Below are 19,357 nucleotides of genomic sequence, written 5' to 3' on the forward strand. Positions count from 1 at the left end.
ATTTGCTCCTCCTTTATTGAAATTGGCTCAGAATAAATTGAACGGCTTTTTCAGGATCTCTCGTTAATCCGATATATTCTGCTCCTTTTGTCGCAACCAGCTTGATTCCTAAGCGATCGGTATCTTCTTTGATATCATCATAGTAAGAATTGACTTGCGGTGCTAAGACCACCATATCAAAATCCTGTAGCATTTCGTAATGAGAACCATAAGCACCCGCCATTGCACTGATCGGTGCTTTCGATTCCGATGCGCCTTCTTTTAAAGCATTAGCTAACATCGCACTTGTCCCTGCTCCAGCACAAAGTACCAACACATTGATTTCTTTATTTGCATCGTTGATAACTTGGCTCGCTGCCACAGGTACTTCCTCAGGAATAGTGGCAGAAGCACCTTCCTCAGTTGCGATCACTTCTGCTTTTTGTGCTTCTTGCTCTACTAAGACAGCATCGTATGCTTTACAAAATGGCAGATAGATCAGGAAGTCAACGACGATTAGAACCGCTGCTAAAACAAAGGCTAATACCCCCATGCCCGTTCCTAGAACCAAACCGATTGGTGCCGGAGTTGCCCAAGGTAAAACGTACATAAAACTGTTCATGCCTAGCACATCGACAAAAAACTTAAACAAGCAAACGTTTACAACAGGTGTTAACAAAAACGGAATGAAAAAATAAGGATTCAAAATCATGGGTGCTGCAAACAACAATGGTTCATTGACAGCAAAACTTACTGGAATAAAGGAAGCTTTCCCGACTGCCTTCAATTGTTTAGACTTTGCAAAGAGTAGGAAGATAAAAGGAACGACCAATGTTGCCCCAGTTCCTCCCATAGTTCCTACAAAATTCCCTAAACCCACTGTCAGTACTTTAGAAGCTTGTTCACCGGAATTGAACAATTGCAGATTGGTTTCCACATTGGCATAGATAATTGCCGCAATTGCCGGCTCCACAATCGACGGTCCGTGAACACCGACAAACCAAAATAGCGCCATCGCTCCCCAGATAATAGCGATTCCTAAATAACCGTCGGCTGCTGTGAATAATGGCTGCAGGACAGTAATGATTGCTTCTGCAAATGAGATTTGGAAAATTTGCCGAATACCTAAATCAATTAAAACGGCCGCAAATACTGAAAAAGAGAATGGAAAAATATCTCGGAAGGTTTGTGAAATCGTTCCAGGAACTTCTTTAGGCATTTTAATAGTAATATCTTTCAGTACACAAAACTTATATAAATTAACTGTTAAAAATGCAGCGACAAAGGAAGCCAGTAATCCCTTTGTCCCCATGTATTCCGTTGAAAATCCACCTTCAATTGGAGAGACACTTAGCAACAGGAAACTTACCACAGAGGCCAGCATCACAGAGGTAGTGTTGATCACTTTGTTTTTCGGTAAGCGGCGATTCATCGAATCAGCCAAGCAGCGAGCAGTGGTTGCTGAAACAAGTAACCCTACAACCCCCATCGAATAATTATAGACTTTCCATAACCAAGTGGAGACAGCTTCAGGCCATTGATAACCAAAAATCTCAGGAACCGCAGCAATCAAAATGAATATGCTTGAGAATAAAATAGCCGGCATCGCTGTTAAAAATCCGTCACGAACGGCTCCCAGATAACTATTGCGTGAGATTTTTTCAAAAAACGGTTTTCCTTTTTCGATTTGTTTAATGATTCCATCCATAGCGTTCTTCTCCTATTCTTGATTCTGCTTGTACAGTGCAATAAAGTCTTGAATCAGATCCCTCAGCAACAAAGTGGTCATTAAATGGTCCTGTCCATGGATAAAAATGAATCCCATCTCCATCTCTTTCCCCGATGCTTCTTCCGCTAAAATTTTTGTTTGCGAATTGTGTGCAAGGGTTAAATTTTCGTCGGCTTCTTTCAGTGCTGAATCAACATGCTCAAAGTTCCCTTGTCTTACTTCTTTCAATAATTTCAATAATGTACTGCGAGCGTCCCCTGAATAAGCAACGATCTCAAAACCAAGCATTTGTAATTCCTCTTTATTCATCTTTTCTTCCTCCATTATTACTTATTAAATAATCGTTTTGGTTTCACTAACTAATTTGTACCAGTATGCTGACTCTTTGGGGTAACGCTTCTGGGTTTCAAAATCAACATAAAACAAGCCATACCTTTTGTTATACCCATTTGTCCATGAGAAAAGATCCATAAGCGACCACAAAAAATATCCCTTCACATTTACTCCAGCTGTTATCGCCTTGCTTAAGGATTCCAAATAGACTCTCAAATAGTCGATTCTCGGCTGATCCATAATGATGCCGTCTTCAAACTGGTCTTTATACCCCATGCCGTTTTCAGTGATATAGATTTTGTTGTAATGCGGGTAATCGCTTTTAATTCGCAACAACAAGTCATAAAGACCTTCTGGATAAATCAGCCAGTCCCAATCTGTTCGAGGAATTCCTTCTTTATAAATGCGTTCTCCGATCCCCTTCACTTTATAAACAGAGGTCCCTTTTTCACCCGTGCCATTATGATGGATCGCGTTTTCTCCATCGTAAGCTTTGACAAAATGGCATTGGTAGTGATTGATTCCTAAATAGTCATTACGCGTGGAGGCTTTTTTCAATTCAACGAAATCTTCTTTAGGAAAATGATAGCTGGCCTGATTTGCTTCACATATCTCATCAAGAGCAGTCAAGGTTTCAGTTGAATAATAGCCTAAATAAGTAGCATCTAATAAGAAGCGGATCGACAATGCATCGTCTAAAAAGGCTGCATGCTTATCTTCTGGAGCATCTGTTGCCGCATATTTCGTCTCCAATGAGTGAACGACACCGATTTCGCCTGGAAGTTCGTTTTCTTTGAAATAGTTCACTACACGTGCATGGGCAACCATCATATTATGAAGACAGGCGATGATTTTTGTAAAATCATATTTGATTCCTGGTGGGAAAACGCCTAACAAATATTGATTGGTCGCAACAGGATAGATTTCATTAAAGGTACTCCACACTTTCACTTCTTTGAATTCATGAAAACAAAAAATGGCATAGGAAACGAATGCTTCTATTGTTTCTCGATTCAAAAAATCTCCCTGTTCAAACAAACGTTTAGGGGTATCAAAATGATGCAATGTCACAAACGGCGTTACGTTTCTTTTTGCGCATTCTTCGAACACACGATGATAAAAAGCGATTCCTTCTGGGTTCGGTTCCCCTGTTCCATCAGGAAAAATTCGACTCCATGCAATGGATAATCTTAGCCCATTCACACCAAATCGTTCACACAATTCAATGTCCCTTGCATATTGATGATAAAAATCACTTGCCGGATCGGGACTGAATCTACCCTGTTCCTCTAAAAAAGCATCCCAAGCAACAGCGCCTTTGCCGCCCTCCTTAGTGGCTCCTTCAACCTGATAGGCTGCTGTGGCTCCACCAAAAATAAAATCTTCTGGTAATTTCAGCATTTACATCTCTCCTCAAATCTATAATCAGTTTCCGCGTTTTCTAACTGATTGAATTGTAATCGCATCCAAAACATTTGTCAACAAAAACAAACATAAATAATCACAAAAATCGGAAAAAAATGATATATTTTATTGAAACAAACATGAAATAAGTATAATATGTTTGTTTTTGTTTGAATTGGATTGACTGTTATCCGATTATATGTTAGATTATCTTTAAATTAGAGGTGAAGACGATGCTGAAAAAAGAAAGATTGTTTACTATCGTAGAAATGGTCAATAAAAAAGGAATTCTTACTGTTAACGAGATCATCAATCAATTAGATGTTTCTGATATGACCGTTCGCAGAGATTTAGATGAATTAGAAAAATCGGGCAAGCTGCTACGTATCCATGGAGGGGCCCAAAGTCTTTCCTATACTTTAGATCAAGAACTTTCTCACACCGAAAAAGCCACTTTACAGATTCAAGAAAAAAAAGAAATTGCTGCCGCAGCAGCCTCATTGATTCACGAGGGAGAAACGATTTTCTTAGGACCAGGTACAACAATCGAACTATTGGCGACACATTTACTGAACAAGAAAATCCGGATCATTACTAATAATTACCCGGTTTTTGATATTCTTGCGCAAGCAGATGGACCGGAAATTTTACTAATTGGCGGTGATTTTCGTAAAAATACCGGTGCATTTGTTGGGCCGATTACTAACGACAATTTAAGAAGATTAAAGTTTACAAAAGCATTTATCAGTTCAAACGGGGTACACAACGAAGCCATTTCTACTTACAGTACAGAAGAAGGAGAAGCACAACAGATCGCTTTAAATAATTCCCGCAAGAAATATCTGCTCGTTGATAACAAAAAGTTCAACCGAGATGATTTTTATGTATTTTATAATTTGCATGACTTCGACCTACTCATTACGGATCGTCAAATATCACCTGAGCTGCAAGAGCACTATGCACAATATGTCGATCTGCAAATTGCTGATTCAACCGAAAATACCACTATAGGAGTGTAACTATGAAAGGGATTATTTTTGATTTCAACGGAACAATGTTTTTGGACTCTCATCTACATGAAGCTGCTTGGCTGCACATGATTCATGATCATACAAAAGATGGTTTATCAGATGAGGATATTTTAAAAAATATCCATGGTCGAACGAATACGGAGATTTTAAAACATTTCATTTCAGAACATTTGACTGTCTCTGAGATCGCCGTCTTGTCAGAAGAAAAAGAAAGCTATTATCGTATGCTTTGCTTGCAAAATGAGAACGATCTCCAATTGACAAAGGGGCTTGAAGCGACTCTTGATCAGCTGACTGACCAGCAGATTCCATTAACGATTGCCACGGCTACTGTTAAAGAGAATGTTGCTTTTTATTTTGATACTTTCGATTTAGCACGCTGGTTTGATTGGGATAAGATCGTCTATGACGATGGCTCTTTTCCTGGAAAACCGCAACCGGATATTTTTCTTAAAGCGGCTGGCAAATTGGGCTTAGCTCCTGCTGATTGTCTTGTTATCGAAGATGCTTATTCAGGTTTGCTTGCTGCCAAGCGTGCTGGGATTGGAACAATTATCGCAATTGATCCATTCGGAAAAAATAATGCAGTATTTGAACAGGCACAGCTAAATAAAGATGGAACAATCAAAGATTTTACTGATTTTTGGACAGAGCACCTATCTGTCATATCCATTAATTCTTAAGCGATTCTATTAAAAACAACTGAGATGCATATCTCCTTTTATAAAAAACTGCAGTGAAATGACATGAAAACACGTGTCATTTCACTGCAGTTTTTTTCATTTTCGTTTAGTTCTTACTCATTCTGCTAAAATTTCTAGATTTTCTCCAACCAATCATTGTCATTCTTTTTGTTCTTTGAGAAAATAAGCACAACTCAATCGATTAATTTAACGTTTTCTCGATTTTTTTCGATTTTTTCAGTTGAAAGATGTTCACTTTTTTTATTTTCAGTTGTTGTATTGTTAAGGAGGGAGAAAAATGCGTTTGGATGCTTACGAACATTATTTACTGCAGTTAACGAATGACTTGGTTCATTACCTGCAGTCCCTCGGCGCTTCTCAACAGGATGCCGAAGATATTGCTCAAGAAGCAGTTGTGAAAATCCTTGAAATCGATTCGGTCTTATCCGCAGAAGCGATTCGTCCGTGGCTGTTTCGTGTGGGGATCAATGGTTACTTTACTTTATATAAACAAACAAAGCGACGGCGAGAAATCGTCAGGCAGTATTTGCCAGTGACTGCTTCTAGTATCAACTGGCAAGAAACCGATGATGATCTTTATGAAGCACTTCAAGAATTACCCGTTTCTACCTCCACCCTTTTGATCATGAAGTACGCAGAAAATTTGAGCTTAAAAGAAAAAAGCTTCTTACTGAATCGCTCGGAAGATAGCATCAAAACAGCATTATACCGAGGAAGAAAACAACTGAAAAAACGAATGGAGGAAAAGAATCATGACTATTAAAGATCAAGAATTTAAAAAAATCGTGAAAAAAGCTCGACTAAAAAACACACGTAGGACAATTTTTATTGCTGTACTGTCTTTGTTAGTATTGATTGGTCTACCTGGGGGGCTTTATTTAAACTATTACAATTACGGTCCTTTTCGAGGAGAAAAAATAGCGGGTGTTCCAGATAATCATATAGTTCAAGTCGAAAATCAAATGGATCTTTCCAGATTGTTATTTGATTTTGGCTCACAGCTAAAATTTAATACCCAAGCTCGAGCGATGACGGTTTACTTTAATCACTACCAAAAAGGCGAGAAAACAACCCACAAGCTGATTGCTTCCTTAATGACAGATACCAAAAGCAATTATAACGGTTATTTAACAATTGGTATTTCTAAAGGAGAAAAAAAGCTGTTCGTAAACTTATCTTCCAATGGCGGTGCATCAGAAACAACGACAGATCTTACGGCATTTCAGTATATTTCTCTTGGAGAAGACAATGATCTTCCCGGGGGAGCAATCTATCACATTGAAGAAGATCCACTAGAAATCAAAAAAAATGTTGAGATTCCTTTGATTTACATTGCACAAGGCGGTGACCTAAAACTATTTGCTGAAATGGAAAACAATCTATCTGAAGAAAATTTAAAAAGCGTTGAAAACGTCTATTACGTTTACTTAATAGTAGAATAACGAAAAAAGACCAGTTCAGAATGCTGAGCTGGTCTTTTTTCTGTCACACTGTCGATTAATTCCGACGGTTGTTATTACCAAATAAAATAATCAAACGTAAGAGTTGCAATAAGGTTGCTACGGCAGCTGCGACATAGGTCAACGCTGCGGCAAAGAGCACTCTTCTCGCTTGTGGTACTTCCTCTTCTGTTAACAAGCCACCATCTGCCAAAATACGGATCGCCCGTTTTGAGGCATCGAACTCGACTGGCAAGGTCACTAATTGGAAAATAAACGCCAATGAGAAAGCCAACAAACCTAAGTTGATCAGAAACGAGCCTCGTAATAGTACCCCGATCAAAATCAACGGGATCGAGATGCTGGTTCCGATATTGGCGATCGGTACGATCGCATGACGCAAACGCAAAGGAAAATAGCCTTTGGCATCTTGGACTGCGTGACCACACTCATGGGCCGCAACACCGATTGCTGCTACCGAAGTTGATTGTGCGGTGGATTGCGATAAACTCAACATTTTGTTGCCAGAATTGTAATTATCCGTCAAATCACCAGCGATTGCTTGCACACCAACATTATTGATTCCTTGGCTCTGCAAGATGTACTGCGCCGCTTTTGTGCCGGTAATATTATTTTTACTTCTGACTTTGTCATATTTGTTAAAGGTACTTTTGACGTACGCTGACGCTGCTAGCGAAATCACCATACCGATAATTACAAGAATGAAAGTCGGGTCATAAAAAAAGCCGAACCCGTATCCGCCCATACCATACACGATAAAATTCCCCCTTTTAATCTTTGACCTTATTTTACCATTAAAGTGGTGAAAAAATTATGAAGATGACTGGAAGATTTTGTTTTTAACCTTTTTTTACAAATTCTGATTTTAGTTTCATTGGGCCGAAGCCATCGATCTTGCAATCAATGTTATGGTCGCCTTCGACTAATTTGATGTTTTTCACTTTCGTTCCTTGTTTGATGGCGCCAGATGCGCCTTTGACTTTCAAGTCTTTGATGACCGTTACTGTATCACCATCTACTAAAATATTGCCATTGGCATCTTTGTATACGGGTGCTTCTTCCGCCGCTTGTTGCTCTTGCCATTCGTTTCCGCATTCAGGACAAACAAACAGCCCGCGGTCTTCATAAGCGTATTCAGATTGGCAATTTGGACAATTAGGAATTTGAGTCATAGTGTTGCTCCTTTAAAATATAATTTTCGCTGTAAAAAACAACTCACCATCAGCATACCGAAAAACCACTAGTGGCGCAACCAAAAATCAGTGACCGATAAGCAAAAAAATCGCTTCTGTAGAGTAATAACAGAAGCGATAATTCAAGTGTATCCGAAAAGGAACTACACAGAATTCATTTTTATTTCGAGAAATAATTTGCACAAGCATCGCCGATCCATTGGATGAGTTGTACCAAAAGGATCAACAAGAGAATCACCACAATCAAAATCGCCGTTTCATAGCGATAATAACCATACTGAATCGCTAAATCGCCAATGCCGCCTGCGCCAATCGTTCCCACCATCGCCGAGTAGCCTAAAAGACTGATCAAAGTTAACACAAATCCGCGAATCAAAGCTGGCAGACTTTCTGGTAAAATCACTTCGCGAATAACTTGCCCCGTCGATGCTCCGGAAGCGACACTAGCTTCAAGGACGCCATAGTCGATTTCGGCAAATGCGGATTCAGCGATTCGGGCGTAAAAAGGAATCGCGGCAATCGATAAAGCAATCGCTCCGCCCGCCGGGGTATAAGGATCACCGATCAGCACCGCTGATAACGGAATCAACGTAATCAATAAGATCAAAAATGGTAGCGAACGGATTGCATTGACGACAAAATCGGCCAGATGATGCAAGAAAACATTTTTATGAAAAAGGTTACTGCCGACTAAAAACAGGACTAATCCAATCAATAAGCCGAAAACTACTCCTATAATTGCTGAAGTTCCCACCATGAAGAATGTTTCCCATAGTGCTTGGGGCAGGTTTGTTTTTAAAATCTCAAGCGTATCAGCCATTTTTCTCACCTATCTTTCTTAGAGAAAAGACGTTCGCAGCTAGGTGTTCTCGGGCTTTTGCTGCTTCTTCGGCGGATCCGGTCAAATAGATATACAAAATACCGATCACATCTTTTTTGATATACTCAATTTTTCCGTGGATAATATTGATCGACACATCATAGGCTTTGGCTACAGTCGAAATCAGTGGTTCTAACGTATACTCCCCTTGATAGCGCAATTCCAGCAAGTCGCCTTCCGTGAAGGATGCTAGAATTTCCTCGGGAAGCGTCAGATCCAAGTAACGACCTACCAGTTTTTTCGTAATAGGCTGTTTAGGCTGACTGAACAAGCCGTAGGTCGTTTGTTCTTCAACGATCCGACCCTTCTCCATCACTGCCACCCGATCAAAAAACTTGCGGGCAACATCCAATTCATGGGTGATAAAGACGATGGTGATGCCTGTCTGTTCCTTGATTCGGATCAATAATTTCAAAATTTCTTCAGTCGTTTCAACATCTAACGCACTGGTAGCTTCGTCACATAACAAAATCTCAGGTTCATTGGCAATCGCTCGTGCAATGCCGATCCGCTGCTTTTCTCCCCCAGACAAATTATTCGGATACTCGTGAATTTTGTGAGGCAGATCCACCATTTCCAACAGTTCCTTGATCCTCGCTTCTTGCTTTTCTTGCGGATAATGTCCAGCACGCAAAGCAAAGGCTAAATTTTCCTTGATGGTTCGATTATGGATCAGATTGAAATGCTGAAAGATCATCCCGATTTTTTGTCGTACTTCACGCAAGTGTTTGCCTTTAGCTTGCGTGATGTCTTGACCATCAATCAGAATTTGACCGCTAGAAGGCACCTGCAGTAGATTCAACGTACGAACCAAAGTACTTTTCCCAGCACCGCTCAATCCGACGATCCCATATACTTCTCCAGCTTGAACGGAAAAATCAACGGAATCCACTGCTTTTTTGATTTGTTTTTTATGAGTGAATGTCACTGATACTTGTTTTACTTCTATTTTTGCCATAAGATATGCCCTTCTTACTCAGTCCAAAATTTCGGTTGATCAAAGTTGCTGAACGGTGATTCGGCAATCGCTTTTTTAAATGCGTCACTTTCTAATACTTCCGTAACTGCCTTAGCAAAATCACTGTCTTCTTCTTCGGAGGACACCACAAAGACATTTTTATATTCTTCTTTCAATGACTCCAACGCCAAAGCATCTGCGGGATCAAGAGAAGCCGCCCAAGCGAAGTTTCCTGGTACTAAAGCTAAATCGACTGTATCTAACGAACGAGCCAATTGAGCTGCGTCTAATTCTTTAAATGTCAGATTCTTCGGATTTCCTTCGATGTCATTCACTGTTGCTTTCGTTTCGTCGATATTGTCTGCGATGGTGATCAACTCATTGGCAGCTAACAGTTGCAAGGTCCGAGCTAAATTTGAGGCATCATTGGCAATCGAAACAGTCGCCCCGTCTGCTAACTCATCCAAGCTGGACAGTTGATTCGAATAGATGCCCATTCCCAGTGTGGGCACTTTTTGTAATGCCGTAAGGGATAACTGGTTATCTGCCGAAAATTTTTCTAGATAGGCCGTATGTTGAAACAAATTGGCATCGATTTGGTCATTCGCCAAGGCATTGTTCGGCTGAATATAATCATTAAACACTTTAGTCGTAAGTTGATACCCTTTTTCTTCCAGTAATGGAGAAATCACCTCTGTCACCATGTCCCCGTATGGTCCCGGCGCAACTCCAACGACTTTTTCTTCCACTGCATTTACACTGTTTTCACCAGACTGTGTATCCCCTGTGCTGCTAGTATTGCCACAAGCTGCCAATGTAATTAAGAAAGCAGCAGCAACTAATCCAACGACTCCCTTTTTCAACTGTTTCATTTTTTTGTACCCCCTTTTTATAATAAAAAAACGTCCTTTCTCCATCATAGAGAAAGGACGAAACAACCTTGTTCGTGGTACCACCTTTGATTCATTGGCACAATCAGCCAACCTTATCAGTTTATCAACTGCTTTGCTATAACGGGCAATCCCGCTGCACGCTTGCTTTTGCTCACGTCCAAACGCTCCAAGGCCATCTTCAGTCAAACGGCTGTGCTCTTTCTCACCAATCCGAGCTCTCTGATCCAATCGAAACTGACTTACTCTTCTTATCATCGCGTGTTTTTTAATTTGTGTTTAACTATACGATAGCCTCAAATGAATGTCAATTCTTTTTTTAACGAAAATATCATCTTTTTGCAATAACTTTCACAGTGTTTACAGAGTCAAATTCTCATCTAGAATCAAGCCTTCAGAGACCATAACCGCATCACCGATCAATTCTAATGCGCCCTGATCAACATCAACTTCTACCGTTAACTGGCCACCTAACACGTGCAGCAAGACATTCGCTGCCGCTTGCTGTTGGCGTTTGGTCACGACATACGCAGTGGCACCAGATCCTGTGCCGCACGCATAGGTAAAACCTTCCACCCCTCGCTCATACGTGCGAACGATCAGCTCACCTTTCTCGTCTTCTTCATAGAAATTGACATTGGCCCCTTTTGGGAAAACTTCCCAATAGCGAATTTCTTTGGCAAGTTCAGCTAGCTGTTCCAACTCAGTTTCTGCCAGACCAGGATAGTGAACCACCGCATGAGGGATTCCCGGATCACCTAATTCCACATAGTCCACGAAAGAAACCGTTGGATTCGGGTACGCTTGATCAAACGTTGTCACGGTTGGTGGGTTCAAGGTTACTTTGTAGTGTTTTGCCGACAAGCGCCATGCGGGGACATCGCCAGCAACTGTTTCGATGGTCATCTGCTCGCCAGCAATTCCCTTCTCAAAGGCATAACGGGCAATACAGCGAGCGCCGTTGCCGCACATTTCTGCTTCGGTCCCATCAGCATTGTAAAACCGCATCCGAAAATCAGCGGTTCCTGTGGGGAAATCCACTGCCATGACTGCATCCGCGCCGACAGAAAATTTCCGATGGCAAACTTGAGCAGCAAATTGCGACAGTTGTTCATGGGAGAATTTCAATGTGCGGTTATCGATTACGATAAAATCATTCCCCGCACCTTGCATTTTTGTATAAGGAATCGTCATGTTGTCACCTGCTTTTCAAAATTTTACTTGCTGGAAGCTTCTTCTTTTAGAAACGAAGGAACCACTTCATTTTGCAGCATTTGCTCGTAGGACTGGCGTTTAACGGCTAATTCCGCTTGGCCATTTTCCACAAAGACGACTGCGGGTATCTGTAAATTATTGTAGCTGCTGGCCATCGAATAGCCGTAAGCTCCTGTTGCGAACGTAGCAAACAGATCCCCAGTTTCAACGGGCGGTAATGCAAGATCTTTTACTAAGATGTCTGTGCTCTCACAAGCTTTACCAGAAATGGTGATCTTCTGTGTCGCTGCTTCGGAAGCGCGGTTGGCTAAGATCCCAGTGTAAGTTGCCTGATAAAGACCAGGACGAATATTGTCTGTCATGCCACCGTCAATGCTGGCGTATGTTCTGATTCCCGGCAATGTCTTGATACTGCCGATGGTGTGCAAACTGATACCTGCTTCTGCGACGATACTGCGACCGGGTTCAATAACGATGGTCGGACGTTCGCTCTGGTGCTGCGCATAAAAGGCGTCGATTTTTTCCATCACAGGATCTAAAAAATAGCTGTAGGGTTGGCGAATATCTGCATCTGTGTATCGAACGCCAAAGCCGCCGCCAACATTTAGTTCTTTGATCCAATAATCAAAACGTTCATGAATGGTTTGGACAAGGGCCAAAGCCGCATCAACTGCCGCTAGATGTGAGCGATTGTCCGACAATTGACTGCCGACATGAAAATGCAGGCCATAGAAATCCAATTCAGGTGCTTGAATCACTTCTTCCACTAATGGAAATAAGATTTCTTCATCTAAAGGAATCCCGAATTTTGAATCTTTTTGTCCGGTCGAGATAAATTGATGGGTGCTGACCGAAACCTCGGGTGTGATGCGCAACAAGATTTTAGCAACGACTTGCTTTTCTTGACATAACGCGCGGATCAAGCCGACTTCTTGAATGCCATCAACGATGATCCGTCCCACGCCATAATCAAGGGCGGCTGCTAATTCTTCAATGGATTTGTTATTGCCGTTAAACTCGATGTGTTCTGCTGGAAAATCAGCTTGGATCGCTGTATACAGCTCCCCACCGCTAACCACGTCTAATGAAAGTCCTTCTGACTTGATCACTTGCAGCATCGCTGTAGTACAGAAAGCTTTAGCGGCATAGGCTGCTCGTGTCTTGCTGTAGCGCGTCAAAAACTGCGCCTGAATCTTTTGGCATTCTTCGCGAATCTCCGAAACGGAATACACGTAAAGGGGGGTTCCAAAGGTTTTTGCCAGTTCAACGGTATCGCAACCGTCAATGTATAAGTGATTGTTCTTGATTTCTTTTGCCATCGCTTTACTCCTTGTCTGTCGGCTCGTTCAACGCCTCGATCAAACGAACGTAGCATTCGATGCCTTGCAATAGATTTTTTTCGTCAAAATTCATTTTGCTGCTGTGTAAAGGGTGGACATAACCTTTTTCTTCATTTCGGGTACCGACAAAGAAAAAGACGCCGGGGATTTCCTTTTGGTACATCGAAAAATCCTCTGCCAACATATATGGCGGTGTTTCTCGGTAGCTCTCCCCGACCACTTTTTCCAATACTTCCACCATCTCAGGATCATTGTCCACGACACGATAAAGATGTTCGAATTCAACATCCGCCGTGCAATCATATCCTTTGGCGATTTCTTGTGCGACAGTGGTGATTCTGCGCGTCATCGTTTCATAGACTTCATCTTCAAACGCCCGCATCGTTCCTTTTAAAACGACCTTGCCGGGAATGATATTTTCCGCATCTCCCCCATGGATCTTCCCAAAAGTGATGACCCCAGCAGAAAGCGGGCTGATATTGCGTGAAATGATCGAATGCAATCCTTGAATGATCGCAGCCGCAGCTAAAATGGCATCATGCCCTTGATGAGGCTGGGCACCATGGGCACTCGTACCGTTGATCGTTAGATTGATCTCGCCGTTACGGGCCATCATCGGACCTTTCCGACTCGCAATGACTCCTTCGGGAAAGTCTGGGAAGACATGCAGCCCCACGATTTTTTCCACGCCAAAATCTCGTAAGATGCCTTCATCGATCATCAGTTGAGCGCCACCGGGGCTTTCCTCGGCTGGTTGGAAAATCAAAACGATCGTTCCACGAATCACTTCAGGATGCGTCGCTAAGTATTTGGCAAACCCTAGCATCGTTGCCATATGGCCATCATGACCGCAGGCGTGCATTTTTCCTTCATGTTTGGAAGCAAAAGAAACACCGGTCTCTTCTTTGATCGGTAGTGCATCGATATCCGTTCGAAAGGCCAGTGTCTTTCCTGGACGCTCACTGCGAAAGACAGCAATCAAGCCGGTTTCAATCACTGGATAGATTTCTTTGATCCCAAAGGATTGCAACTGACGCAGCAAGTATTCCTTTGTTTTGAACTCAGTTAACCCTAATTCAGGGATTGTATGTAATTCACGACGAAAACGAACCACGTCTTCGGTTAATTCTGTGACTGTTTGCGATACTTGCATGTTAAAACACCTTTCTATACATTCCTTTTAAAAATATCCATAAAAACCAGCGAATATTCAGTTTTTCATTGATATTGTTTAATATTATAGTATATAATTCGAATAATCTATAGTATAAATTGTCGAAATGTTTCGATTTTTATTGAAAATTTTACCCCTCGTTTTGGTACACTTATACGTAGAGTAACGAAAAATAAATTGGTTGAAAGGATGTGTCGTAGTTTGACAATATTCAAAGGTTCTGGCGTTGCGTTGATTACCCCTATGCTTCAAGATGGTTCGGTGGATTTCGATAAGCTGAAGGAGTTAGCGGAGTGGCATGTGCAGCAAGGAACGAATGCAATCATTGCATGCGGTACGACCGGTGAAGCATCCACGTTAGACGATGAAGAACATATCGCGGTGATCGAAGCGGTGGTAAAACAAGTTGCTGGTCGAATCCCCGTTATCGGAGGAACAGGCTCCAACAATACCCAACATGGGATCCATCTTTCAAAAGAAGCACAGCGCGTTGGTGCTGACGCATTATTGGTTGTAACACCTTACTACAACAAAGCGACCAAGAAAAGTTTAGTCGCTCACTATGAAGCAATCTGTCAAAGCGTTGAGCTGCCAGTGATCTTATACTCCGTCAGCTCAAGAACCGGCTTAAATTTAACACCTGAAGCCGTGGCAGAACTAAAAAAAATCCCTAATATCAAAGGCATCAAAGAGGCCAGCGGTGATATTTCGCAAATCGCAGAAATCGCTCGTCTTGCGGATGATGACTTTGCGATCTATTCAGGAAATGACGATCAAGTAACCCCAATTTTAGCTTTAGGTGGCTCTGGCGTGATTTCAACGATCGGCAATATCGCTCCGAAACAAACGGCACAACTCGTTGCTGATTTCTTAAATGGTGATGTAAAAGCAGCCATCAAAGAGCAGTTGCGACAAAAACCGTTGATCGATGCGATTTTCAGTGAAGTAAATCCTGTGCCGATCAAAGCAGCGGTCTCCTTACTGGGCAAATGCGAATTGCATTATCGTTTGCCTTTGGGTGTCCCGGAAGATGCGACCCTCGTTCATTTAGAAGAAGAAATGACCAATTACGGATTGCTGTAAGGAGGAGTTTTTGGTGAAACAAATTTTATTAAGCGGTGCAAACGGTCGCATGGGCAAAGTGTTGCAAAGCCTGATCGCAAAGCACCCTCAGTTAGAAGTGGCCGCCGGCTTAGATCGTACCGAGCAATTAGATGGTCCTTTTCCAATCTATGATCGTCCAGAAAAAATCACGCAACCGATCGATTTGGTGATTGATTTTTCTCATTATAGCAATGTGCCTGCCTTGTTGAACTATTGTGTCGAACAGCAGCTGCCAATCGTGGTTGCTACAACTGGTTTGACGGAAGACACGCAGATGATGCTGCCGTTGGCTGCTAAAGTGATTCCGGTTTTCTATTCTGCCAATATGTCGTTGGGGATCAATGTACTGATCAAAGCACTACAAAGTATCACCCCCGCATTAGAAGCTGACTTTGACATTGAGATCATCGAAAAGCATCATAATCAAAAACTTGATGCACCAAGCGGTACAGCTTTGCTGTTGGCAGACAGTATCAATGACAGCTGCGAAACAAAAAAAGAGTATCTCTACGGGCGTGAAGGCAGTGATCTAGTAAATGACCGCAAGCAGATGGGCATCCATGCCGTTCGCGGCGGAACGATCCCTGGGGAACACATTGTCATCTATGCTGGGCAGGATGAAATCATTGAATTAAAACACACTGCGCTCTCCCGCGAAATCTTCGCCAATGGTGCGCTAAAAGCAGCGGAATTTTTAGCCGATCAACCAGCCGGTTTTTATTCCATGCAAAATCTAATCGACAAGTAAAGGTGGTCTCTCATGACAGAATTACAATTTTCCGATCCTTATCAATTAGCAAAATATATCAAAGAAGCAAATAAACAAACACCTGTAAAAGTCTATATCAATGGAGATCTTGGCGACGTCCAAGCAGATGGCATCCAATTGTTTGGTAACGGCACCTTCTATTTCGTGGTTGGTGACAGTCAAAAAGTAGCTGAGTTTTTAACCGCGCACCAAGACAAAATCACCGATCACTATCTGGAAAATGATCGCCGCAACTCAGCGATTCCTTTGTTGGACTTGACGAAAGTCGATGCCCGTATCGAACCAGGTGCCTTTATCCGTGACCAAGCCATCATTGAAAAAAATGCCGTTATCATGATGGGGGCAGTGATCAACATTGGTGCTGTGGTTGGTGAAGAAACCATGATCGATATGGGTGCGATTTTAGGTGCTCGGGCAACCGTTGGGAAAAAAGCCCATATTGGCGCTGGTGCTGTCTTGGCTGGCGTTCTTGAGCCACCTTCAGCAAGCCCAGTCATCATTGAAGACAATGTTTTGATCGGCGCAAATGCCGTCGTCCTTGAAGGCGTCCGTGTCGGCGAAGGTGCAGTCGTTGCTGCCGGTTCTGTGGTGACGGAAGATGTCCCTGCTGGAGCAGTCGTTGCTGGCTCACCAGCTAAAGTCATCAAAATGAAAGACGAGAAAACGAAAAGCAAAACCGAATTTTTAGACGATCTACGGGGGTAAACTTCTTATTTTCTCGTAAATACGCAACAAAAAAACGCAGTACCGGTTCAGTGATGAGCCTGCGCTGCGTTTTGTCTAAAAAAGGGCGTGCCGAAAGCTTTTGGCACGCCCTTTTTCTATTGGCAAATGTGCTTGTAAAAGTGTTTATTCTGCTTGAAATTCTTTGATCGCTGCTTGGATCTCTTGATAGATCACTGCAACTTCTTCAAGGTCTTTTGCATTTGCTCCACTGGCAAGCGGATGTCCACCACCATGATGGCGTTTGGCGATCTCATTGATCACTGGACCTTTCGAACGCATCCGCACACGGTAATAGCCTTCTGGTTGTTCGACAAAGATCGCCCAAGCCATCACTTCGTCGATTTTCCCTGGTAAGGAAACGACTGCTGAGGTTTCCGAATCTACTACGCCAAAACGCTGCTGCAATTCTTGCGATAGGATCACTTTACCAGCACCAATCTCATCAATCTCGATGTTTTCGTAGACATACCCTGAAAGGCGAGCAACACTGCGAGAGACTTGATCCAATTGACGATTGATCTTCGGAGCATCAAAGCCGTAATCCAATAGTTCAGCCGCTAAGCGCAGGGTTGTCGCTGTCGTTGCCGGATATAAAAACCGTCCAGTATCACCAACAATGCCCGCATATAACAGACGAGCCGCTTCTTGCGTCATCGTCAGCTCGTTTTGAAACATTTGCCAAAACGAAACGATCATCTCACTACAGCTGCTGGCTTTCGTATTGACCCAAACCAGTTCTCCGTAAGGTTCATCATTAGGGTGATGATCGATTTTGATCAATTTCGCCCCTTGATCATAGCGTTGGTCACTGATCCGTGGTGCATTGGCCGTATCTGTAACGATCACCAGCGCCCCTTTATACAAATCATCAGGGATCGTCTGCATCAGCGCCAAGTAATCCAATCCTTCAACGGGTCCGCCAACTTGATAGATTTCTTTTTTGGGAAAACTAGCTCGTAAAATTTCTGCCAACCCCACTTGTGATCCTAATGCATCTGGATCAGGGCGCTGGTGCCGATGGATAATGATCCGGTCGAATGCTTTGATTGTTGCAAGTATTTCTTCTTGTACCTTCATGAATGGTCTCAACTTTCTCTCTAAAATTTTTCCATAAGTGCCGTTTTCGATGATTTATGGGCGTTCCATTACTTGGCATACCACGATCGCTTTTGCCACTAAGGAATTTTCGATCGATACTTCGATATCGATTTTCGCCGAACGTCGCCCCAGTTCTAGAATCTTCGGTTGAATGATGATCTCGCTTTCTAATTGGATCAAACGGAAGTAATGCAGATTGACTTGCTCGATCCAGCTATTGCGTCGTTGATTCAACTGCATCGTACGTTTCGCCGTATTAGCGATTACTTCACTCAAGACACCAAAAGAGATCGTTCCGACTTCATTAACCATTTGGGGCGTCACCGCAAAGCTGAAATACGGCTGCGGCAATTTGTTCCCTTCAAAATCTTGTTCGATAACTTGCATCTGTCCCGAGATTTGGTCAGAAATCGTATCTGAAATTTGCGTTTGTCGTTGGACCATCTGCATCGCTTTCATAATGTCTTGGCGTGTGACAATCCCAATCAAAGAAAGGTCATCAGCTACGACGGGCATCACTTCTAAGCCATCCCAAATCATCTGATGGCTGGCAGAGGCCACACTCATCTCTTTTTTTACGACCCGTGGTTCCCGGGTCATGATTCGTTCGATGATCTGCGTATCAGGCTTTTCTAAGACATCTTTGGCTGTGATGATCCCAACGACCCGCATATTCTTGTTGACGACTGGATAGCGGGAGTGATTGGTAGACTCCGAGAGTAGTTTGTAATCCTTGACCGTATCAAAGGTGTGCAGATACTTGGTTTTTTCCAATGGCATATAAATGTCACTCACCAGCATAATGTCCTTTTTGATCAGCTGGTCGCTTAAGGCACGGTTGATCATCGTTGCCACGGTAAAGGTGTCATAGGTCGTTTGTAAAATCGGCAACTCCAATTCGTCTGCTAAACGACAGATTTCCTCTGTTGTTTCAAAGCCTCCCGTGATCAAGACGGCTGCGCCATCCTCCAGTGCCAACTTGTGGACTTCGTTGCGGTTTCCGACGATCACTAAGGAGCCAGGCGTGATGTAGCGTTCCATTGCTGATTCTTTCATGGCGCCGATAACAAATTTGTTCAAGTCTTTGTCCAAACCGGCAGCGCCGCCCAAAACATCACCTTCAATGATTTGGACGACTTCGCCGAAAGTTAGTTTTTCAATGTGTTTTTTTAGTTTTCGTTCGATACGGATGGTTCCGACACGCTGGATCGTTGAAACCAAGCCGATATTTTCCGCATCTTTGATTGCCCGATAGGCTGTTCCTTCACTGACATTCAAGTCTTTTGCGATTCCCCGCACCGAGATGCGATCGCCTACAGGCAGATTCTCGATATGCGCTAAAATCAAGTCGTGTTTTGTCGCCATAATTA

General features: G+C 42.6%; 20 protein-coding genes and 1 other annotated feature. Of the genes, 7 read left to right on the forward strand and 13 right to left on the reverse strand.

Translation table 11 applies throughout. The features are described from left to right. Positions 1–13 precede the first annotated feature (13 nt). The 3 genes from ACIPK1_RS02835 to lacG are packed head-to-tail and all read right to left on the reverse strand — an operon-like array spanning position 14 to position 3,442. Positions 14–1,687 carry a PTS lactose transporter subunit IIBC gene (locus ACIPK1_RS02835; RefSeq protein ID WP_016621691.1) on the reverse strand — a complete coding sequence of 558 codons (1,674 nt, stop codon included), beginning with the start codon at positions 1,685–1,687 and terminating at the stop codon, positions 14–16. 12 nt (positions 1,688–1,699) lie between these two features. Further along, complete coding sequence (locus ACIPK1_RS02840) at positions 1,700–2,017, reverse strand: PTS lactose/cellobiose transporter subunit IIA (protein ID WP_034858641.1); 318 nt, start codon at positions 2,015–2,017, stop codon at positions 1,700–1,702. Positions 2,018–2,041: 24 nt separating this feature from the next. Beyond that, positions 2,042–3,442: a 6-phospho-beta-galactosidase gene (gene lacG / locus ACIPK1_RS02845; protein ID WP_016621692.1), complete on the reverse strand. Its 1,401-nt coding sequence runs from the start codon at positions 3,440–3,442 to the stop codon at positions 2,042–2,044. Between the two features lie 236 nt (positions 3,443–3,678). On the opposite strand from lacG, the gene ACIPK1_RS02850 reads away from it, so the two are divergent. The 4 genes from ACIPK1_RS02850 to ACIPK1_RS02865 all read left to right on the forward strand — a co-directional run bounded on the left by ACIPK1_RS02850 (position 3,679) and on the right by ACIPK1_RS02865 (position 6,622). Continuing rightward, entirely contained in the window at positions 3,679–4,464 is a 786-nt protein-coding gene (locus ACIPK1_RS02850) for a DeoR/GlpR family DNA-binding transcription regulator (RefSeq protein ID WP_016621693.1), read from the forward strand. A gap of 2 nt (positions 4,465–4,466) precedes the next feature. After that, positions 4,467–5,159: an HAD family phosphatase gene (locus ACIPK1_RS02855; protein ID WP_144330899.1), complete on the forward strand. Its 693-nt coding sequence runs from the start codon at positions 4,467–4,469 to the stop codon at positions 5,157–5,159. 298 nt (positions 5,160–5,457) lie between these two features. Further along, positions 5,458–5,943: an RNA polymerase sigma factor gene (locus ACIPK1_RS02860; protein ID WP_016621695.1), complete on the forward strand. Its 486-nt coding sequence runs from the start codon at positions 5,458–5,460 to the stop codon at positions 5,941–5,943. Further along, positions 5,933–6,622, forward strand: coding sequence for a hypothetical protein (locus ACIPK1_RS02865; RefSeq protein ID WP_016621697.1), 690 nt, complete (start codon positions 5,933–5,935; stop codon positions 6,620–6,622). Before ACIPK1_RS02860 ends, ACIPK1_RS02865 begins: the two co-directional genes overlap by 11 nt. Before the next feature lie 55 nt (positions 6,623–6,677). On the opposite strand, the gene ACIPK1_RS02870 is transcribed toward ACIPK1_RS02865, so the two are convergent. The 8 genes from ACIPK1_RS02870 to ACIPK1_RS02905 all read right to left on the reverse strand — a co-directional run bounded on the left by ACIPK1_RS02870 (position 6,678) and on the right by ACIPK1_RS02905 (position 14,269). Beyond that, on the reverse strand, positions 6,678–7,385 hold the full coding sequence (locus ACIPK1_RS02870; RefSeq protein WP_016612795.1) for a zinc metallopeptidase: 708 nt from the start codon (positions 7,383–7,385) through the stop codon (positions 6,678–6,680). A gap of 94 nt (positions 7,386–7,479) precedes the next feature. Next, entirely contained in the window at positions 7,480–7,812 is a 333-nt protein-coding gene (locus tag ACIPK1_RS02875) for a zinc ribbon domain-containing protein YjdM (RefSeq protein WP_005233964.1), read from the reverse strand. A gap of 181 nt (positions 7,813–7,993) precedes the next feature. After that, positions 7,994–8,653 (reverse strand): methionine ABC transporter permease, encoded by a 660-nt coding sequence (locus ACIPK1_RS02880; RefSeq protein WP_005233963.1) that lies wholly within the window; start codon positions 8,651–8,653, stop codon positions 7,994–7,996. Next, positions 8,646–9,671: a methionine ABC transporter ATP-binding protein gene (locus tag ACIPK1_RS02885; RefSeq protein ID WP_151195952.1), complete on the reverse strand. Its 1,026-nt coding sequence runs from the start codon at positions 9,669–9,671 to the stop codon at positions 8,646–8,648. The genes ACIPK1_RS02880 and ACIPK1_RS02885 overlap by 8 nt, the downstream gene beginning before the upstream one ends. A gap of 14 nt (positions 9,672–9,685) precedes the next feature. Continuing rightward, positions 9,686–10,543, reverse strand: coding sequence for a MetQ/NlpA family ABC transporter substrate-binding protein (locus ACIPK1_RS02890; RefSeq protein WP_301388843.1), 858 nt, complete (start codon positions 10,541–10,543; stop codon positions 9,686–9,688). Positions 10,544–10,593: 50 nt separating this feature from the next. Beyond that, positions 10,594–10,828, reverse strand: a binding site (T-box leader). Positions 10,829–10,921: 93 nt separating this feature from the next. Beyond that, entirely contained in the window at positions 10,922–11,755 is an 834-nt protein-coding gene (gene dapF / locus ACIPK1_RS02895; RefSeq protein ID WP_301388841.1) for a diaminopimelate epimerase, read from the reverse strand. A 23-nt stretch (positions 11,756–11,778) separates the two neighbouring features. Continuing rightward, complete coding sequence (gene lysA, locus ACIPK1_RS02900) at positions 11,779–13,095, reverse strand: diaminopimelate decarboxylase (RefSeq protein WP_005233959.1); 1,317 nt, start codon at positions 13,093–13,095, stop codon at positions 11,779–11,781. A 4-nt stretch (positions 13,096–13,099) separates the two neighbouring features. Further along, positions 13,100–14,269 (reverse strand): M20 family metallopeptidase, encoded by a 1,170-nt coding sequence (locus ACIPK1_RS02905; protein ID WP_008380505.1) that lies wholly within the window; start codon positions 14,267–14,269, stop codon positions 13,100–13,102. Between the two features lie 222 nt (positions 14,270–14,491). On the opposite strand from ACIPK1_RS02905, the gene dapA reads away from it, so the two are divergent. From dapA to dapD, 3 genes are read left to right on the forward strand one after another with little or no spacing between them, the layout of a single operon-like run. After that, positions 14,492–15,373: a 4-hydroxy-tetrahydrodipicolinate synthase gene (gene dapA / locus ACIPK1_RS02910; RefSeq protein WP_008380503.1), complete on the forward strand. Its 882-nt coding sequence runs from the start codon at positions 14,492–14,494 to the stop codon at positions 15,371–15,373. Between the two features lie 13 nt (positions 15,374–15,386). Next, on the forward strand, positions 15,387–16,142 hold the full coding sequence (gene dapB, locus ACIPK1_RS02915; RefSeq protein WP_005233953.1) for a 4-hydroxy-tetrahydrodipicolinate reductase: 756 nt from the start codon (positions 15,387–15,389) through the stop codon (positions 16,140–16,142). A 12-nt stretch (positions 16,143–16,154) separates the two neighbouring features. Then, positions 16,155–16,868 carry a 2,3,4,5-tetrahydropyridine-2,6-dicarboxylate N-acetyltransferase gene (dapD, locus tag ACIPK1_RS02920; RefSeq protein WP_005233952.1) on the forward strand — a complete coding sequence of 238 codons (714 nt, stop codon included), beginning with the start codon at positions 16,155–16,157 and terminating at the stop codon, positions 16,866–16,868. A 144-nt stretch (positions 16,869–17,012) separates the two neighbouring features. Here the strand turns inward: dapD and ACIPK1_RS02925 are convergent, their stop codons facing one another. Both ACIPK1_RS02925 and ACIPK1_RS02930 read right to left on the reverse strand, forming a co-directional pair. Next, positions 17,013–17,966 (reverse strand): bifunctional oligoribonuclease/PAP phosphatase NrnA, encoded by a 954-nt coding sequence (locus ACIPK1_RS02925; protein WP_008380500.1) that lies wholly within the window; start codon positions 17,964–17,966, stop codon positions 17,013–17,015. Positions 17,967–18,020: 54 nt separating this feature from the next. Beyond that, positions 18,021–19,352, reverse strand: coding sequence for a DRTGG domain-containing protein (locus ACIPK1_RS02930; RefSeq protein ID WP_005233948.1), 1,332 nt, complete (start codon positions 19,350–19,352; stop codon positions 18,021–18,023). Positions 19,353–19,357: the final 5 nt, after the last annotated feature.

The sequence above is a fragment of the Enterococcus sp. NPDC086594 genome (assembly GCF_044746145.1).
GTDB classification, from domain to species: domain Bacteria; phylum Bacillota; class Bacilli; order Lactobacillales; family Enterococcaceae; genus Enterococcus_D; species Enterococcus_D entomosocium.

Bases quoted from the DNA above. Each gene is read 5' to 3' on its own strand.
- ACIPK1_RS02835 (WP_016621691.1), bottom strand. From the start codon at position 1,687: ATGGATGGAATCATTAAACAAATCGAAAAAGGAAAACCGTTTTTTGAA.
- ACIPK1_RS02840 (WP_034858641.1), bottom strand. From the start codon at position 2,017: ATGAATAAAGAGGAATTACAAATGCTTGGTTTTGAGATCGTTGCTTAT.
- lacG (WP_016621692.1), bottom strand. From the start codon at position 3,442: ATGCTGAAATTACCAGAAGATTTTATTTTTGGTGGAGCCACAGCAGCC.
- ACIPK1_RS02850 (WP_016621693.1), top strand. From the start codon at position 3,679: ATGCTGAAAAAAGAAAGATTGTTTACTATCGTAGAAATGGTCAATAAA.
- ACIPK1_RS02855 (WP_144330899.1), top strand. From the start codon at position 4,467: ATGAAAGGGATTATTTTTGATTTCAACGGAACAATGTTTTTGGACTCT.
- ACIPK1_RS02860 (WP_016621695.1), top strand. From the start codon at position 5,458: ATGCGTTTGGATGCTTACGAACATTATTTACTGCAGTTAACGAATGAC.
- ACIPK1_RS02865 (WP_016621697.1), top strand. From the start codon at position 5,933: ATGACTATTAAAGATCAAGAATTTAAAAAAATCGTGAAAAAAGCTCGA.
- ACIPK1_RS02870 (WP_016612795.1), bottom strand. From the start codon at position 7,385: ATGGGCGGATACGGGTTCGGCTTTTTTTATGACCCGACTTTCATTCTT.
- ACIPK1_RS02875 (WP_005233964.1), bottom strand. From the start codon at position 7,812: ATGACTCAAATTCCTAATTGTCCAAATTGCCAATCTGAATACGCTTAT.
- ACIPK1_RS02880 (WP_005233963.1), bottom strand. From the start codon at position 8,653: ATGGCTGATACGCTTGAGATTTTAAAAACAAACCTGCCCCAAGCACTA.
- ACIPK1_RS02885 (WP_151195952.1), bottom strand. From the start codon at position 9,671: ATGGCAAAAATAGAAGTAAAACAAGTATCAGTGACATTCACTCATAAA.
- ACIPK1_RS02890 (WP_301388843.1), bottom strand. From the start codon at position 10,543: ATGAAACAGTTGAAAAAGGGAGTCGTTGGATTAGTTGCTGCTGCTTTC.
- dapF (WP_301388841.1), bottom strand. From the start codon at position 11,755: ATGACGATTCCTTATACAAAAATGCAAGGTGCGGGGAATGATTTTATC.
- lysA (WP_005233959.1), bottom strand. From the start codon at position 13,095: ATGGCAAAAGAAATCAAGAACAATCACTTATACATTGACGGTTGCGAT.
- ACIPK1_RS02905 (WP_008380505.1), bottom strand. From the start codon at position 14,269: ATGCAAGTATCGCAAACAGTCACAGAATTAACCGAAGACGTGGTTCGT.
- dapD (WP_005233952.1), top strand. From the start codon at position 16,155: ATGACAGAATTACAATTTTCCGATCCTTATCAATTAGCAAAATATATC.
- ACIPK1_RS02925 (WP_008380500.1), bottom strand. From the start codon at position 17,966: ATGAAGGTACAAGAAGAAATACTTGCAACAATCAAAGCATTCGACCGG.
- ACIPK1_RS02930 (WP_005233948.1), bottom strand. From the start codon at position 19,352: ATGGCGACAAAACACGACTTGATTTTAGCGCATATCGAGAATCTGCCT.